The organism is Pseudobdellovibrionaceae bacterium, from assembly GCA_023898385.1.
In the GTDB taxonomy this organism is placed as follows: domain Bacteria; phylum Bdellovibrionota; class Bdellovibrionia; order Bdellovibrionales; family UBA1609.
This window is the reverse complement of the sequence record CP060220.1, coordinates 732733-749956: the sequence shown is the minus strand read 5'-3', so window position 1 is coordinate 749956 and position 17224 is coordinate 732733. Positions and strand designations below refer to the sequence as shown.

At 45.2% G+C, this 17224-nt stretch carries 13 protein-coding genes; 7 read left to right on the top strand and 6 right to left on the bottom strand.

Going from position 1 to position 17224, the window contains the following annotated elements; all coding sequences use genetic code 11:
* Positions 1 to 49 precede the first annotated feature (49 nt).
* Both H6626_03170 and H6626_03165 read left to right on the top strand, forming a co-directional pair.
* Positions 50 to 1780 carry a hypothetical protein gene (locus H6626_03170; GenBank protein ID USN48104.1) on the top strand — a complete coding sequence of 577 codons (1731 nt, stop codon included), beginning with the start codon at positions 50 to 52 and terminating at the stop codon, positions 1778 to 1780.
* Between the two features lie 15 nt (positions 1781 to 1795).
* Complete coding sequence (locus H6626_03165; protein USN48103.1) at positions 1796 to 2506, top strand: hypothetical protein; 711 nt, start codon at positions 1796 to 1798, stop codon at positions 2504 to 2506.
* 470 nt (positions 2507 to 2976) lie between these two features.
* Here H6626_03165 and H6626_03160 read toward each other — a convergent pair whose 3' ends face one another.
* Positions 2977 to 4461 carry a hypothetical protein gene (locus H6626_03160; GenBank protein USN48102.1) on the bottom strand — a complete coding sequence of 495 codons (1485 nt, stop codon included), beginning with the start codon at positions 4459 to 4461 and terminating at the stop codon, positions 2977 to 2979.
* Positions 4462 to 4844: 383 nt separating this feature from the next.
* On the opposite strand from H6626_03160, the gene H6626_03155 reads away from it, so the two are divergent.
* Positions 4845 to 6269 (top strand): glycoside hydrolase family 15 protein, encoded by a 1425-nt coding sequence (locus H6626_03155; GenBank protein USN48101.1) that lies wholly within the window; start codon positions 4845 to 4847, stop codon positions 6267 to 6269.
* Here the strand turns inward: H6626_03155 and H6626_03150 are convergent.
* Positions 6253 to 7062 carry a sterol desaturase family protein gene (locus H6626_03150; GenBank protein USN48100.1) on the bottom strand — a complete coding sequence of 270 codons (810 nt, stop codon included), beginning with the start codon at positions 7060 to 7062 and terminating at the stop codon, positions 6253 to 6255. The genes H6626_03155 and H6626_03150 overlap by 17 nt on opposite strands.
* Positions 7063 to 7449: 387 nt before the next feature.
* Between H6626_03150 and H6626_03145 the strand changes: the two genes are divergently transcribed.
* Positions 7450 to 7851 (top strand): hypothetical protein, encoded by a 402-nt coding sequence (locus H6626_03145; protein USN48099.1) that lies wholly within the window; start codon positions 7450 to 7452, stop codon positions 7849 to 7851.
* Between the two features lie 290 nt (positions 7852 to 8141).
* Here the strand turns inward: H6626_03145 and H6626_03140 are convergent, their stop codons facing one another.
* A complete protein-coding gene (locus tag H6626_03140; GenBank protein USN48098.1) occupies positions 8142 to 9047 on the bottom strand; it encodes a Fe3+-siderophores ABC transporter protein in 906 nt (301 codons plus the stop codon).
* A 345-nt stretch (positions 9048 to 9392) separates the two neighbouring features.
* Between H6626_03140 and H6626_03135 the strand changes: the two genes are divergently transcribed.
* Positions 9393 to 12224: a hypothetical protein gene (locus H6626_03135; GenBank protein USN48097.1), complete on the top strand. Its 2832-nt coding sequence runs from the start codon at positions 9393 to 9395 to the stop codon at positions 12222 to 12224.
* A gap of 47 nt (positions 12225 to 12271) precedes the next feature.
* Here the strand turns inward: H6626_03135 and H6626_03130 are convergent, their stop codons facing one another.
* Both H6626_03130 and H6626_03125 read right to left on the bottom strand, forming a co-directional pair.
* The gene (locus tag H6626_03130; GenBank protein ID USN48096.1) at positions 12272 to 12982 is read right to left on the bottom strand and encodes a TerC family protein; all 711 of its coding nucleotides are present in this window, start codon (positions 12980 to 12982) and stop codon (positions 12272 to 12274) included.
* Positions 12983 to 13098: 116 nt separating this feature from the next.
* Positions 13099 to 14112, bottom strand: a complete 1014-nt coding sequence (locus H6626_03125; GenBank protein USN48095.1) for a succinylglutamate desuccinylase/aspartoacylase family protein — start codon at positions 14110 to 14112, stop codon at positions 13099 to 13101.
* Positions 14113 to 14340: 228 nt separating this feature from the next.
* Here H6626_03125 and H6626_03120 point away from each other — a divergent pair, with 228 nt between their 5' ends.
* Positions 14341 to 14631, top strand: coding sequence for a hypothetical protein (locus H6626_03120; GenBank protein USN48094.1), 291 nt, complete (start codon positions 14341 to 14343; stop codon positions 14629 to 14631).
* Positions 14628 to 14996 (top strand): hypothetical protein, encoded by a 369-nt coding sequence (locus H6626_03115; protein USN48093.1) that lies wholly within the window; start codon positions 14628 to 14630, stop codon positions 14994 to 14996. The genes H6626_03120 and H6626_03115 overlap by 4 nt, the downstream gene beginning before the upstream one ends.
* A 575-nt stretch (positions 14997 to 15571) precedes the next feature.
* Here the strand turns inward: H6626_03115 and H6626_03110 are convergent.
* Positions 15572 to 17077 carry a DUF4105 domain-containing protein gene (locus H6626_03110; GenBank protein ID USN48092.1) on the bottom strand — a complete coding sequence of 502 codons (1506 nt, stop codon included), beginning with the start codon at positions 17075 to 17077 and terminating at the stop codon, positions 15572 to 15574.
* Positions 17078 to 17224: the final 147 nt, after the last annotated feature.

Here is a 17224-nt window from a genome sequence, read left to right as displayed (position 1 = left end):
TTTAATAGTCTAAAGGCCGTGCGTTTACTTTTTTAGGGGGATGATGAAAGTGGGCCAACATAAAAGAAAACCGATAAAACAGGCTCTGGCCAGTGTGCTGAGCCTTGGTGTGGCATCGCTGCTAGTCATGTTTAACAACTGTACTGCAGAACACGAGGGATTTGATGAAGCCAAATTTCAATCTTCTCTTGGTTCTGGCAAGTGCAGTATCACCAGTGAGCAGCAGTTGTTTTCTTACACTTACCATCCCTTCTTAGAAGAAAACTGTGCGGCCTGTCACGTGCCTGGCGGCATTGGTAAAGGCGGTTTTGCCACAAGCGGTCTGCAAGTGGCCTGGCAAGCTTTTAGTGCCGTAGGCTTTTCAAAAGTTTCAGCTTTTGCCGTGGATGCCGCTCACCAAAGCCCTTACACAGGACCTCACCAAGAATCTAAAGTGAATGAACTCAAAGACTTGTGGGCAAAAGGTCAAGAAGAGCTCGTACGATGTCAAGGGGTGGATTCGATCTCTGAATTTGTCGATGACCCCTGGGAAGACGTGCGAGTGCATTCTATTTCTAAGGCAATTAACCCAAGCCTTGAAGATGAAGTGACTTTGCGTTGGGATCTTAACAATGAAATGCGCAATCCTCCAGATGGGGTGACTTGGCCAGAGCTGCCTGGTGCTTTTTTCGAAATCGCAGTTCGCATTCAGGTCCAGTCCACTTCTACGGCTTATTACATCAGTAAACCGAGAATTATTTATCCGGCTCAAAACGCCAATGCCACTGATATCACTTTAAAAAGCATACGATTTAAAATTAACGGCGAAGATGTGGTGAATGAAACCACCTATCATTTTATTGAAGCTTCAGCACGCAAGAACCAATCCACTCTGCTTTCTGCCGGAACCATGGTGGCTGTGGGCACACTCAGAGCCAGCGATGTTTTGTCATTCTCAATTGGAGAGATTGCGGCCGTGACTCTACCGCCTCCACCTCCTGGCCCCACGGCTAGCTTCGAATTGGCAACTACAACTTTAAGCACCGAAGCCGGGACCAGTGATTGCCCCAACGACAGCGAAGGCAACCCTCTTGTCACTAACGGAGACAAGTGTGTCTACGCAAAAGTGGTTCTCAGCCGACCCATTGATACATTTTCAGCTGTGGGGTTTTCTATAGATAATGGCGGCACTACGGCTCGTGTGCCCTGCTGTTCGCAAATCATAGACATCAATGATGAAACCACTGAAGTGCGAAATTATGACAGAGATTTTGATATTGTGGGTAACGGCTCATTCACTCTTCGCTTTGACCCCACGGAAACAGAAAAGAGCATTGCCATTCGAATAATCAATGATCAGCGCGATGATGCCGCCAATGAAACGATCACACTGCGCCTGGATGACTTCCTTATTGCCAGCGGTGAAAATGGTTCTATTGCAGGACAAAGCACTCATATTGTGAATATACCGGACAACGACGCCGCACCGGGAGCCTTCGAAGTCACACTCACTGACTTGATGAAACCCAATGGCGCCTTTGATCGATTCTGTGTTCGCTGCCACCATCGCAATAGCGCCGACCAATTGGGCCGCGAATACGATATGACCACTTATGAAGATTTGATTTCGCTGAATCGATTTAAACCAGGCGATTTAGATAATAGTAAGAGTTGGCGGCGGATTCTTGGCCTTGATGGCAAAGAGCCGATGCCTAAAGGCGGAATTCTCAATCTCGATGGTGGCGACACGGCCAGAGAAGATATTCGTCAGTGGATTTTGAGCGGGGCAAAAAACAACTAAAAAAGGGACGTAGTCATGTTGGGGGCATTTAAACAAATTATTATTCTGGGTAGTTTTTTAATGGTGCTACTCAGCTATCAAAACTGCGCACAAGTTTTCGACGCCGATCACCGCGAAGGCGCGGACAATTCCTCACTCTCCACAGATGAACAACTCGTTATTGTTGAAGGAAAGGCCCTACAAGTGCTCAATAAAAACTGCGCTTCATGCCACGGCCCAGACGCAGCCAATCAACCCATTGACATTCTCAATCTAGATAAAATGATTGCCGACGGCTATGTGGTCGTAGGTGAGCCACAAAGCTCACCCCTATTTATAGAAATCGTCGATGGCCTCATGCCACAAAACGGAACCATGGCCCCAGAAGACAAAGAACTTCTCCGCCTATGGATTCTAGGCAGAAACGCCTCAGAAGATGATTTATCAGCCATTCTAGCTCCACCCGCCCCAGACACCGGGGGCGCTGAAGCGGCCACTTACCAACAGGTAGCTGGATTATTATTGATTCAATGTGGATCCTGTCATTTGGGCGCAGGTAATGCCCAAGGCGGCGTCACACTCAATGAGTTCACTGATGTAAGACGATATGTCTCACCGGGCAGTCCGGCAGGAAGCGCACTCTACAACGTAGTGGCAAGGGATGAAATGCCCCCTAATAACCCACTGACGCCAGCAGAAAAACAGGTGATATTCTCGTGGATCAGTGCTGGCGCACAAAATAATTAAAAAAAACCTAGCGATCCTAAAGTTCAAACAAGCTGAAGGGGGAAGCCTGTCGCAAAAGGCTTCGGACATGCGTTCGGCAGCGGCGCTCGCCGATGGCGAGCACCGCACCGATCCGAACTTGCTTTTGCGACAGGCTTCCCCCTTCAGCTTGTTTGAACTTTAGGCAGCGCTTCCCCGCACCGGAGCCCCTCAATGGAGGGTGAAAGATGACCGGATGGGGTGGCAATACCGGTAGGGCCACAAAAGCAGCAGAAACCCCGCACCCCACCCCACCCCCACCCGCCCAAAAAAGGGTTGGCACGGAAAAGCGCAAAAAAGAAATCGAGGGGAGCGAAAGCGCCCCCCAGCCAAAAGCAAGTTCGGATCGGTGCGGTGCTCGCCATCGGCGAGCACCGCTGCCGAACGCATGTCCGAAGCCTTTTGGCCGGGGGGCGCTTTCGCTCCCCTCGATTTCTTTTTCCGCTCAGGTTTTAGAAAAATATATGAAACTGACTTTGTAGTACTTCTTCTGATGATTTCGACCCCAACAACTCATTATCTCGATGAATCGTTAAAATCTCCATCTCCGTACCGGCAATTAAAAAGCTCTTTAACCCTATCATGATTTCTGTGGCATTGCCCCGTTTTCTATTTGCGCTGGCCGTTCTTGAGTAGCCGACGTTTGAATTGGCGTAATTGAACATTAAATAATTTTCTCTCCACAAGTTTAGCTTCAACTCCGTCGTCCAAACCATGCCCTTGTCGTTGGCGTTATTGGAGTCGGTGATATCAAAATTGGTTACATCCGCATTGACAATGAGAAATTTATTAATCACCGGAATTATCGGAGTCTTGCCTCCAATATTAATCGACCACATGTTGCGATCTAATCCGTTTGGATTTTCTGTGGCCCAATAAGACAACATCAGTGACGCACCTAACGTCACCCAGCGCCCGCCCAGGTTGACTACAAAACCCTGATCCTTATTTGTATTGTCTGAAGTGGGCATGATCATATGAATGTTCGCAAACGGCACGTTGGGTGAGCCACCAAAACTGAACGCATGGTTGATCGAACTGTGATCAAACTCTAAAAGTCTTTGCCCCAATGATTCGTGATCGGGGGTGTAATGTCCAAATAGTGGCCGATATAATCCGTACATGGCATAAGTTGCGTAAGGCAGATCGTCTAAAATGGTGTAGGCTGACCTCACTTTTGCGCCCGTTGTGAACGCTTGATCAAAGGATTCATTGCCTGGACTATTGAGAAAGCGGCTTTCCACCACAAACGACCAATACCTACGCGTGGGTCGCATGCGCACGCCCACATCTACGGCCATTGGAAAAATCGTAGACTCATTGTTGCCGCCATAGCGAGACAAATAGAAAAATCGTAGATCGCCAGTTCCGTAGAGAAAATCTTCTCGTTCTTTTCTTAGTGGATCCACCGACGTCACACGTTCCATCAACTCGCCCGGCCCCTGCACCGTGATGTGCTCTTGCTTGTCACTGCGATCATAATGTCTTTCGTCATAGACGGCTGTCGACATGGCTCTTAGCTTCGGACCATTTTTTATAAATTTCTCTGCGAATTTCTCACGCTTATCACTGAGCTTCTTTGGCTGCTTGCCGTATTTTTGATATTTCAATGGAGCCGGCGTGCCTTTTTTCCTTAAATATTTCGCAAGCGATTTGTTGTGAAATGAGCGGAGCCATCGTTGTTGGTTCCATATCCCATATTGGTTGCGCATCCCCCCGCCATTGGGATTTGTATGGCATCCTTGGCAGGCCAGCGTACAGCGACGATCCTTCACCTGCACATTTCGCCGAGAGGGCGAGTGACAAGAAGCACAGTTTTGTGCATATCGATTGCTCAGCCAGGGCTCCCCTTCTGCCATCCCCGAAAACAGAAAAAATCCAAAAACAGTTAGCCCAAGTAAACTCACCCCACGTGCCACCGAAGAAAACATTCCCATGCTGCTGCCCCATTGTTGTTTGGAAGAGGGGAAGAGGTGTAGCGTAAAAATCCCTTTCTTTTTAAAAGGTATCCCTTTCCTTTTTGCGTTGCAGAGCAGCTACGATGTAGCGCTCTGCAACGCAAAAAGGAAAGGGATACCTTTTAAAAAGAAAGGGATACCTTTTGCGCTACACCTCTTCCCCTCTTCATTATTATTCAAGCGAACTCCCACTTTGCCAACTGGACTTCGGTGGAGGTTCGACACATTTTCGGCCTTGCATTGAGTCATCATGTTGGATTTTGTCCAAACTCAAACTGCGTCTGATTTTAGCCTGTTTTTTCTTGATTTAGGATTTCATCCAAAGGGACAATCGGGCATTAGGATTTTATGCGGGAGGGGTTATGAAAACATTTGCAGCTTTTTTACTTGTTGGGGTAGTGGCTGGTCAAGCTTGGGGCGGGAAGCTCAGTCTGGATGAACAAATCCGTCGCCAAGAATTTGTGGCCACCCAGCGATTGTTAGCTAATGTCTCTCCAACAGACGCCCGGCCCGGTACGGTGATTGCCTCTCCTTCAAGAGAAAACCCAGACTACTACTATCATTGGGTGCGTGATGCGGCTCTTGTTATGCAAGTGGTCCTCAATTTATATGAAGACACCAAAGACCCCGTGGTTGCCGATTACTATTTACACCGCGTTTATGACTTTGTGGAGCTGACTCGCTATCAACAAAACCAAGACACCCTCTCTGGCCTTGGCGAGCCTAAGTTTTACGTTGATGGACGTGGGTTTGATGGCCCCTGGGGGCGACCTCAAAACGACGGCCCCGCACTGCGGGCTTCGGTGATGATCCGCTGGGCAGAAATACTTTTAGATCGAGGCGATTGGGATACGGTTCGAGAAGAGCTCTATGATTCTGGACTTCTTCGGAATGATCGCTATCACATCATCAAAACAGATCTCGAGTTTGTCTCGCACCACTGGCAGGAGGCCAATTTTGACTTATGGGAAGAAGTTAAAGGGGACCACTTCTACACCCGTTATGTGCAACGAAAAGCACTTATCGACGGGGCCCGCTTAGCCCGCCGCATGGGTGATACCCGTGCAGCCACGTGGTACGAAAGACAAGCTGAACGCATCACAAAGTCCTTAGACAAATTCTTAAGTAGAGATCAGGGCGTTATCTTGACCACGCTCAATCAAGTGGAAGGGCTCGGCTACAAATCAAGCAATCAAGATACGGCCAACATCCTGGCCATTTTGCACGCCTCGAACCATGACAACACTTTGCCCGCCAGCAGTGATTGGGTTCTGAATACGGCTCATCAATTGCACTTAAAGTTTAATGGCATTTACGCCATAAATTACCGACTTCCTGAACTCGGCACTGCCTACGGACGATACCCGGAAGACCAATACTACAGCGGAAACCCTTGGTTTTTAACCACACTCGCCATTGCAGAACTGTACTTTCAAGTGGCCGCCGAAAATCGAGTCCATCGACAAATTGAAATCACTTCGAGAAACCAGTCTTTTTACTCCATGCTCCTTACGGGCAAAAAAGCTTCTGATCTCATTCGCGTGGGCTCACGCTTAACACATGAAAGTTCCACTTTTGAAAAGCTTCAAAATCAGCTCGAACAAAAGGCAAACCAACTTTTTCATAGAGTGCTCTTCCACATGGGGCATGATGGTTCGATGGCCGAGCAAATGAATAAAAACCACGGCTTTATGGAATCAGCCAGAGATCTCACTTGGAGTTATGCAGCTTTCTTAACAGCCGCAAAAGCTCGAAAAAATTATCTAGAGGCTAATTCCGACTTTTAATAAACGGGATGGCCAAAAGCCAATGAAGCTTCAAATAGCGGGGATTGCGAAACTCTGGAAGGCCGATCTCCATCTGATCATGGGGCTCTTTCGGTTGAGCAATGTAGGTTTTAAATAGGTAATCCCAAACACTCAGGTTAAACCCAAAATTGCTGTGGGTCTCACGCGCAAAAACAGAGTGATGCACTCGATGAAAATCGGGCGTCACCAAAAACTTTCTCAACCAACGATCCACTGATGGCGGCAACTTGAAATTGCCGTGATTAAACATGGCTGTACCATTCAGCAGCACTTCAAACGCAATCACCGCCACAGGTGAAACCCCAAGGGCCACAATAAATACGATCTTTATCATCATCGACAATACAATCTCGATGGGATGAAATCTGGCCCCCAAGGTGACATCGTACTCTGTGTCGGCGTGATGCATGCGGTGCAATCGCCACAAAAAAGGCACTCGGTGAAAAACCACATGCTGCCAGTAAATGACCATATCAAGAAAAATCACAGCCAGAACCACTTCCACAACCTGGGGCCAATTTAATACATTAAATAACCCCCAGCCAAGATCCTGTATCCGCAGAGCCAATAATACCCCCGTTACCGGAAACAACAATCGCACCACCAGGGTGTCCAGAACCACGATTCCTAAATTGGAGGGCCAACGCCGCCATCTTCGTGTTTTCAGCTGCCGCCGAGGCCAGATCACTTCCGCTAAAGCCACGAGGGAAAACACTCCAAAAAAGAAACCCAATCGAATAACCACTTCATAGTTCATTACAAAATCACTCATGTTTATATCCTAAGGACTCATATTCGTCCGAAGCAACTGCTGCGTGTTGCAGTTGGGTAAAACGCGCCACGTTACTGGGCCGTAGTCCATACATCATCGAAAAGGTGATCTGAGCCCCTCAGCCCTGTCTGCGGTCAAAATAGTGGTGCACACCACAAAAAGCCGATTGTTCCCGATAATAGATCCATATCATGTCTGCTTCCCCCTCTGAGTAAAGGTTTCAACTTTTTGAATTTGGCTGGGGTATCTCCGGCAGGTGTTGTATCTCCCCCATGACACCAAACAATTTAACGAGATCATTTTGAGGGCCATGGCGTTCGGGCATTTATCACCCGCCCCAACCTTTAAAATCGCACAAACTCGTAACAGAAAAATGAGAGGGCTCACATGAAACTTAAACTTATCGTCTTAGCGCTAATCCTGACTCCCCTAACGTCTTTGGCTGACAAAAGACAAACTTGTGAAAACATGACCCCCGAGCGCACCCAAGAACTCGTCGAAGTGGCGTTGTCCTCATTGTGTGGAGATGCGGCATTGATCGCTGAGACCTGCGCCGGATACGACCCCGAAAGAGACCTGACTCTCGGGCAGGCAGCCGTTGCCGCTTGTGAAAAAGACTTCTTACCCATGCTGGGTGAGTCTGACAAAAATATGTACTTTGATGATCGCAGTCAGTGCGAACAAGCCGAGTTCCCTGGGGTGACCTCAGAAACCCAAACTCAGGCTCTAAAGGCTTTCTGCAAAATTGATTTACTCAAGCGCTATATTGGCACATTCACCTGCCACTAAAAAAACGTTTTTAAAAGGTATCCCTTTCGTTTTTAAAAGGTATCCCTTTCCTTTTTAAAAGGTATCCCTTTCCTTTTTAAAAGGTATCCCTTTCCTTTTTAAAAGGTATCCCTTTCCTTTTTAAAAGGTATCCCTTTCCTTTTTAAAAGGTATCCCTTTCCTTTTTAAAAGGTATCCCTTTCCTTTTTAAAAGGTATCCCTTTCCTTTTTGCGTTGCGCAGCGCTACAGCGTAGCTGCTGTGCAACGCAAAAAGGAAAGGGATACCTTTTAAAAACGAAAGGGACACCTTTTACACAACCTCTTCTAAAAACCTCAACCCCCGCAAGCCAAACCAGCCATAGCTCTCGCCATCCACTAGGGCTGCCGGGTGATTGGATGTTTTTAAAAATTTCTCTTTGTATTTTGAAAAGGGAAATGGCTCAGATGAAAATAAGAAAAGAGTATTTTCTGGCACGTCGCTCATTTTAAAAGATGGGTATTTCTGAGAACCATCACCCGGCCAAAGATTTTCTGAGAGCCCGAACCACCCCATTACAGAACCAATGTAGGTGTCTTTGCTGATGGCCATCAATGGATTGTTCCAAATCACATACACCACGTGGTAGTTAGAAATACTGCCCTCAGGCCTCCTCCACCACTCAATAATCCCTGGCCAATCGCTAGCAGAAGCCTTCCGCGTTGGCGGACGTTTAATCAGTGTATCCAGTCTATCTGCATAGGCCGCTAGCCCTGGCAAATTCAATCGGCTTGAAAAGTGCAAAAGTTCATCGTGCAAATCTGTCAACGAACCCACGTGGCTGGTTAAGATTTTGAACGGGCAATTCTCTGCCATGACCAAAGTGTTTTCTTCTTGGTCCATAACCACAAAGTCCGGCGCCAGCCAATTCAATTTATCCAGATCCAGAGTCTTTGTTCCACCCACCACGGGGATATCCTTTACAAGATCTTTGGGCCTCACACAAAATCGGGTACGACCAACAACATGGGCTCCCGCAGCCAACAGAGTTTCCGTCCATGAGGGCACCAGAGAAACAATACGGGGACCATTTGATCGCCCTTGTTTATTTTCACTAAGGCCAAATGGACAATGCCTGCACCCCGACTGACAACACTCGCCTCGCGCTAACAGATACTCGGCCGTTTGCACTTGGTAGGGGCCCTCAAAATAATAGTCTCGATTTAAAATCCTCTTCATGGCCACTGCAGTAACTCAACTAAAAATCTTATTCAACTTTAGGGTGATTTTTTTCGAACATTGCTCTCACTAGCCACAACACAAAATGGCATGGCCCCACAACCCAAGAACGCATCTTAAAGACATGGGTCAAAATGCCGTTTTCACAAGCCCACGGATTGCCCAAGTAAGTCACCCAACATTCCCAAAGTAGCCCCTTAAGATCGCTGGTCACTATCATATCGAGGCCGACATCTCATTTCGAGACGATCCTGACAATACTACCAGAATCCTAAAGTTTTCGGCCCAACTATCCGATACATTTGTATGGGAAATTTAGATCTCAAAGGAGAAAGATATTTACCTATGGAATTCAGCTCACGTTTGTTGTTCACAACTTCCACCTTCATTCTCCTCACTTTTCTAACCGCATCATGCCGGCTTGGAGACAACACTGTTCGCGGAAAAATCAATAGTTCTCCATCGGGCGCTATAAGTGTAACCCCTGACCCCTTTCAATTTTCGACGGTATCAAATAGCAAACAGCTCTACCTTAAGGCCAGCGAAATTCAACAGGTGACGGGCATAGATACCCCCCTTTCGGTCTCTATTCAAGGATCTGGCGGAGCCCCATTTGAACTGGGTGAAGTCAAACCCTACATCCAAGACTCACTCCTCCTTAAAAACTACTCGACCCTTCCCCGTGCACTTCGGTTTTCCGGAGACGGAACGAAACTTTTTGTTTTGGACGGCTCTGCTGGCGGAGTGTTGCGTTTTACCTTGCGCACGCCCTGGAATGTATCTACCGCCACCTACGATCAACAAGTGCTCGACATAACTGGCGAGGTGACTATTGCGAATGACTTACAAATTAGTTCAGACGGAATGCGAATTTACGTTTTAGATATCAGTTCAAAAAAAATCTTCCAATATGAGTTGTTAGAACCCTGGGAGCTGACTTCAGCTCAGTACAACTCGGCGTTTTTTGACCCCTCACCAGAAGATGCTCAGCCCCGCAACTTTGACCTAAATAGTTCTGAAAGTAAGCTTTATGTTTATGGTGGGGCGGCGAGGACAATCTATCAGTATTCGCTAAACTCCATTGGGGATATCACGTCTGCCACTTACGACACGCTATCGTTTCCTATCACTGTTGATACCAACATATACGGATTTACTCTCGGCCGAAACGACGAAAAATTGTATGTTCTCGGCGACAACAGTCTGACTCTTTTTGGATACTCTCTATTCACCACCGGCGACATCTCATCGGTCACTGGGGTGCCACAAGTGATCGGACTTGGTCACATTGATGTCTACTCGGGTAAGGGGTTTGCCTTATCTGAACTAGGGTCTCGACTTTTTGTCCTTTCCAACGACGGAATCTCGAAGTACATGATCACGCAACACAACTTGGAGTCCCCATGGGATATTGACACTCTGCAAATGCCGGATAATCAAAAAGTCTTTGGGGTGGGCGCTCTATCTGATAACGGTTCCGACGTCGCTATGAGCCCAGATGGAACCAAACTCTATTACCTTGCAATAAACGCGGGCCACCAATTGACCTTGACCACGCCCTTTGACATTCGAACTGCCCAATATCCAGGATCGAGCAAAAGCTTTTCGGCCCAAGATGGTGGAATGAGCGCGTGGGCATTTAAGCCTGACGGATCAAAACTCTATGTCGTGGGCTATTCGACCGATAGGATTTACCAGTACACATTGGCCACACCATGGGATCTTACCTCTGCTACGTACGACGGGGTGAGCTTTTTAATATCTGGACAAGACACTCTACCGTACGGGCTTTGCATAAATACCGACGGCTCAAAATTGTATCTGCTTGGGCGCAGTAACAAACGTGTCTATCAATACACACTTCCTACACCGTGGACGTTAACAGGCGCCACCTACGACTCTGTTTTTCTTTCCGTGTCGGGAACCGACATTTGGCCACAAAATATTGAAGTAACCCCTGATGGCAGCAAACTCTTTCTCGTTGGAAGCTCGTCCGATGCCGTCAAATCTTTCACATTGGGCACCCCCTGGAATCTCTCATCAGCCTCCATTGACTCTTCTATGCTTCTCATCCAAGGCGAAGCCGATGACTCTCGAGGCATGGCTTTCACCGCTGATGGGAGTGAGATTCTCGTCTTAGATAGCAACCAACTGGCCGTCTATCAATATTCACTGAGCACCCCTTGGGACCCACGCAGTGCTCAGCCTCATGACAGCCAGAGATTCTCAGTTATCAATGAGGAAAGTAACCAGCGGTCTTTTGTCTTTAAACCTGACGGCACAAAGATGTATGTGCTGGGTTCTACATATAGGGTTCATCAATACACTCTCACCAATCCTTGGCAAGTTTCTACCGCCAGTTTTGATGGAGTTGATTTTGACGTTTCACCACAAAGCACCTCCGTTCAATCTCTACAATTCAATTCCAGCGGCACTAAAATGTACGTAGTGAGCTCATTTTTTACCTCCACAATTTATCAATACACGCTGTCGACTGCGTGGGATGTCTCAACGGCAATTTATGATGCCTTATCTTTTGACTCGTCGAGCGAAGATATTTCAGCCAAGGACATGGTTTTCAATGACGATGGCACCAAGATGTTCATCCTTGGATCATTTAGCAGTGCCGTTTATCAGTATTCCCTTGTCACACCGTTTGATGTCAGCACAGCGTCTTATGATAACATGGCATTCTCTTTAGTGTCTGAAATGACGAATCCCAATGCACTTGTCATTGCGGATCAAGGTACAAAACTTTATGCTCTTGGTAGCCTTTCTAGCGAGGTCATCTACCAGTACCGCCTCAATCAGGCCTGGGAGATTACCGGTGGCGAATATATAGGGCAATACTTAGAAGACGACAATCCCATAAGTGAACAAATCCAACACTTTGAAATCAGTCCCTCCGGCAATGATCTCTATAAGCTGGGTAATGAAATGGACTCAGTCTATCAATATTCCATAGGCCGTGGTGGGGACCCTGAATATAGAATTTGTGCCGACGCCAATTGCGACGTAGTCCTTTATGACTGGCGCAGCGATGCCACTGGAGTCGTATCGAACGACAATTACATCCAGCTTCGCCTCACCTCAGCCGGCGCCCCCGAGACTACAAACACAGCCACATTAACCATCGGCGAATTCACCACTTCTTGGCAAGTTTCAACAGAACCATAAGCATCAAAAGTTATCCAGGTCCATCCCGTAAAAGGGATGCCTTTTTCCTAACTCAACCGTTTTCTTCGATAGCGCATGTTTAGCAATTCCACTCCGAGGGAAAATGCCATGGCGAAATAGATGTAGCCCTTTTCAATATGTTGACCCATTCCCTCGGCTACGAGCATGACTCCGATGAGCAACAAAAATGCGAGGGCCAGAATTTTAATTGCAGGATTTCTGTCCACAAAGTCTCCGATGGATTTTGCTGACAATAGCATGATGACCATTGATATCACCATGGCCACAACCATCACCCAGATCTCTTTGGCCATGCCCACGGCTGTGATGACGGAATCGAGAGAAAATACAATATCAAGAAGAATGATCTGCAATAAAACCATGCGAGCAGCCAACCCTGAGAGCTGCTGAATTTCTTCTTCAGGCGACCCCTCAACCTTGTGATGTATCTCAAAGGTGGATTTTGCTAGCAAGAACAACCCACCCCCCAACAAGATCAAATCACGCCCCGAAAATGCTTTTGAGAACACTGAAAACAGGGGCTCTGTCAACCCCATCACCCAGGTGATCGAAAGCAACAATAACAGCCGCATAAAAAGAGCTAAAAAAATTCCCAGCTTGCGGGTGCGCTCTCGGGTTTCTTTTGGTGCCCGAGCGACCACAATTGATACAAAAACAATGTTGTCTATTCCGAGGACAATTTCCATGGCTGTCAGAGTCACTAGGGCGGTGAGAGCTTCTACACTAAATATTTCCATACAGTTTTATTTTTCCCATCAGGTCGTATCGACAATTGGCGTTCAAACATTGACTGTGCTAGCACCGTATTTTCCATGAGGCATGCTGAATACAGAACACCCCTTTTTTCCGCCTATTACCCGTACAAATCAATAGCTCTTTTCACATTTGCCGGATTGAAAAACTCAGCAATATGAAAAATGGCGTCTCCTCGATTGACCAATGGGATTTGACTCACCCCTATTACTATTCCGCCAGACTCGGCCTTGATTTCGTAAGGTTCACTGCCAAAGGGGTCAGAAATGATCGCCAAGACGTCGCCTTTCTTCACATGATCCCCTAAGTTTTTCTTTAAACGAAAAGAACCACTGTGGTTGGCCCTGACCCAATAGGTATTTCTTGAAACAAATGATTTAGACTTTCTTTTCTTTAATCGAATTTCTTTTGAACCCGGTAACATGCCGATCTTTCTCATGACAGAAAGACACCCCTTCAAACCCGACTTGATCACATCTTCGTCAAACCTTAAAGCCTCGCCCCCTTCAAAAAGTAGAACTTTTACCTTTTTGTTTCTTGCCGCTTCTCTGAGCGACCCATCTCGGATTTGTGAATGCACTATAATCGGCACGCCAAATCCGCGAGCCAGCTCAGCGGTTTCAACGTCATCCAAATAGGCTCTAATCTGCGGCAGATTTGCACGATGATTGGCTCCTGTGTGCAGATCAATTCCGTGAGTGCATTTACTCACAATTTCTTTCATAAAAATATGAGCCAGTCGCCCAGCCAGAGACCCCCTTGGCGACCCCGGAAAACTTCGATTTAAATCCCTTCGATCCGGCAGATACCTGGATTTATGATTAAAACCAAAAACGTTAACCACGGGTATGACTATGAGAGTTCCGTTAATTTTATTCAGTGCTTTGTGCTGCAGGAGCCGTTTAATAATCTCAACCCCGTTGATTTCGTCGCCATGAATGGCGGCACTTATAAACATGGTTGGGCCATCAGCTTTTCCACGAATAACTTCAAGGGGCATATTCAGATCCGTATAATCAAACAGGGCCGCCACCTTGATCTGAAGTCGTTTGCGCTCGCCGGGGAGAATTCGAAGCCCCCCAATCTTAAACTCAGCTTTAGCAATTTTAGTCATAGGCGTGATACTATCCCCCGGCGACAACCTTGTAAATGCGCAAAGGCTCTATAAAGCGGTTCTCACTAGCTTGGCCATGTGCTTCTCTCAATCAGGCCATTTAAAGAGTCTGAAGGGCCGTGTAAGCGATTTTATGCCCACCATCAACCCATGAAAGCCTCAGCCCCCAGAAGAAGCTAGAAATAAAAATATTGACTAAATTCACCATATTGGTATCATGATACCAATATGGCAGCGAAGTTGAAGTATTATCACAAAGCAAAACTACACAATAGATACATTATTGAGATCGTACTTTATGAGGTGCCTAAAACAAAAAAATACCCTTTGGGCGTTAGATACAGCTTGATCTGTATTGAGCCAAAATCGGGCCATAAAGTGCTGATGGACAATCATCATCCCAAAGGACCTCATCTGCATATTGACGACAGAGAGATCGACTATGATTTTGTTACGGATGAAAAGCTATTTGATGACTTCGAGCAATTGGTTTTAGAACACATGGGAGTTAAATTATGAAAGAACTCGTGATTTCACTTAAATCCTCTTCCGAGGTGATGAAAGATTTTAAAAAGGCTTTTAAGAAAGTTAGCAAACGCCAGATTAAAAAGCCTCATTACGAAATCTCTTTTGATAACAGAAAAGATTTTGAGAAGTTCGCTAGACACATTTTTATCTTATCTAACATTCTCACTTTTAAGCCAAAGTCCATCTATGAGCTGGCACAGCTCTCAGGGATTGATGTCTCTAACCTGAATAAAACAATTTTATTTTTTGAAGACCTTGGAGCCGTAGAAATTAAAAAACGCACCATTAAAGGGCGACAAGTGAAAACCCCTGTAGTCCCCTATGACTCTATAAAAATTGATTTAAAAGCGTCTTAAGCAGGTATTTTTCGTCACTTTTGATAAGCGAAAATAGTCACACTGGGCTAATAAAGTTTTCAACGGATTATTAACGGAAAAACAGCGACTGTCCGAGTTGCTAGGCGGTCGGCCCACGTGTGCGTTCTTCGCCAAACTGAAATGAGAACTATCAGAAAAACTAAAATTAGGAGCACAAAATATTTTGATCTCTCCATCTAAAACTCGCCCTCCAGCTAGATACGACTATAGTTTTTCAGCACTGACAAGGCAAACGCCCGGCCAGGCGAGGAAAACCACCTCATATCGGCTATCAGACATCCGACGGAATTTGGTGCCCGAGGCCAGACTTGAACTTTTCAAGAGTGCGGCAAAAAGCCAAAGGCTTTTTGAAGCGCCTTGTAGACGAGAGGCGCTCTGCAGCGACAGCGGAAGAGTGACTCGCAGTCTATAGCGCTCAAGCTGGGTTGAGCGCTTCGCAAAAAAACCCGCCATTGGCGGGTTCTTTTTGTGATGGTGCGCCAAATTGGACGAGTTTAGAACCAGTTTGCTCAACTATGCTTAAATCGTCTATGGTGTTTTTTAATATTAATTTTCTAAAAACCGTAGATTAAAGAAAACTCCGCCTCATTATTTTTATCGTAAAATATGCCTTCAAGACCTAATGTCCATCGTGGGTTTAGTCTTGTGGCAAGTTTAATATTTGCCTTATAATTAAATGGTAGTTTTGTAAAAAAATGATTTATTAAACTTCCTTCTATAGAAACAGTGTCATTCAACCAATAATTTAGTTTTGTTAATGTACCCAGATCCATTTCAACACTGTTATTAGAAGAAAAATTAAAATAACGAAGCCCTAAATATGGTATTACCCCGAAAGTTATATCTCCTAATTTAGCAGATAGACCTTGCCCATATCTCAAAACGGCTTCATTTGCTACTTTTTCTTCTTCGTAGGGGTGTTTATAAAAAGATAGATCAATCAAGCGATTAAAAGACTCGTTGTAATCTCCACTTGGTATAAGGCTTTCAAGTTTAAAAAGTGTGAGTTGTTGAAGTTTAATATTTTCATCTTTATTAAAAGATAACTTACCCTTCATTATCTCTAAATAAGAATTAGAAAGCCCATCGTTTCTTGATGTGTAAAAATCTCGTTGTGCAAATTTCCCTTCAAGGATTGCCGCTTGAGATTTTACTTCATAACCCAGCCGTATATTTGCATCGCCATAGACCTCAATAGGATCATTCCTCTTTAAGTTCTCCTCATTTAGGGTTTGATCCCTTGGGACTATATCCATCAACTGCTTTTTAATATTAAAATATTGAGTTCTTTTTTCTGACCTTGGTTCTCGTGGGATTTTATAAGTCAAAGCCAAATCTAAACCTCTTCTGGTTCCCCAAGTCTCATCAGTAAGAGAGTAAGAATAGCCTTCAATAATTTGATTAATTTTAGTTCTCTCATAAGTATCGCGATATTTTAGAAAATTAATAAGTTTGCTTTGATCTGTTTCAATAACAACTGGCGGTTTATTGATGTAACCAAGTTTTTTTAATTCACGAATGGTATATTTGGGTAATGTGTAAATAGATCGCTGCTTAAAACTACTATTTTTAATAACGGAATTAAAAATATAAAAAGAGCAATTTTTATTTAAAAAAGTATAGGGGAAATCTTGATTTTTAATAACAGATGATATTAAAGAAAATACCTGCATTTTTTCATTCTCTGGAATATTCAACTCATAAACCCAAAGATTTCTGTCCTCATAATCATATTCTCTATTTTTAATAATAAATTTTCCTAAACGAAATTCACCATCAATATGAGAAATTAGAGCATTAAAATACTGACCAAAACTACCAGAAGTTTTACCCAAAAACTCTATGGTGACAGCATCGGGTTCTGGTGGCATTTCGTTATGGGCAACTAAAAATGTATGCCCGAACATAGAAACAGGGCTTTTTAAGTTTTGACTGGCAAAAACAATAGATAATCGCTTTTTTGAATATAACTGATCTATTTCTGGCAATTTCAGCCAGTCAAACTTTGCAAATGCAGTAGAACTAAATATTAAAAATAGGAAAACCATCATCTTTTTCATTTAGATGGCTCCATTAATAAACTCGCTGAACACGAAAAGTCTTCTGGGGTGTAGTTCTCTTTTAATATTTTTTTTAAGTCATCTATTACGGACTGTTTGCTGATTTTTTCCCTTGCCATCAAGAGATGGCGAAGTAACCGACCATCT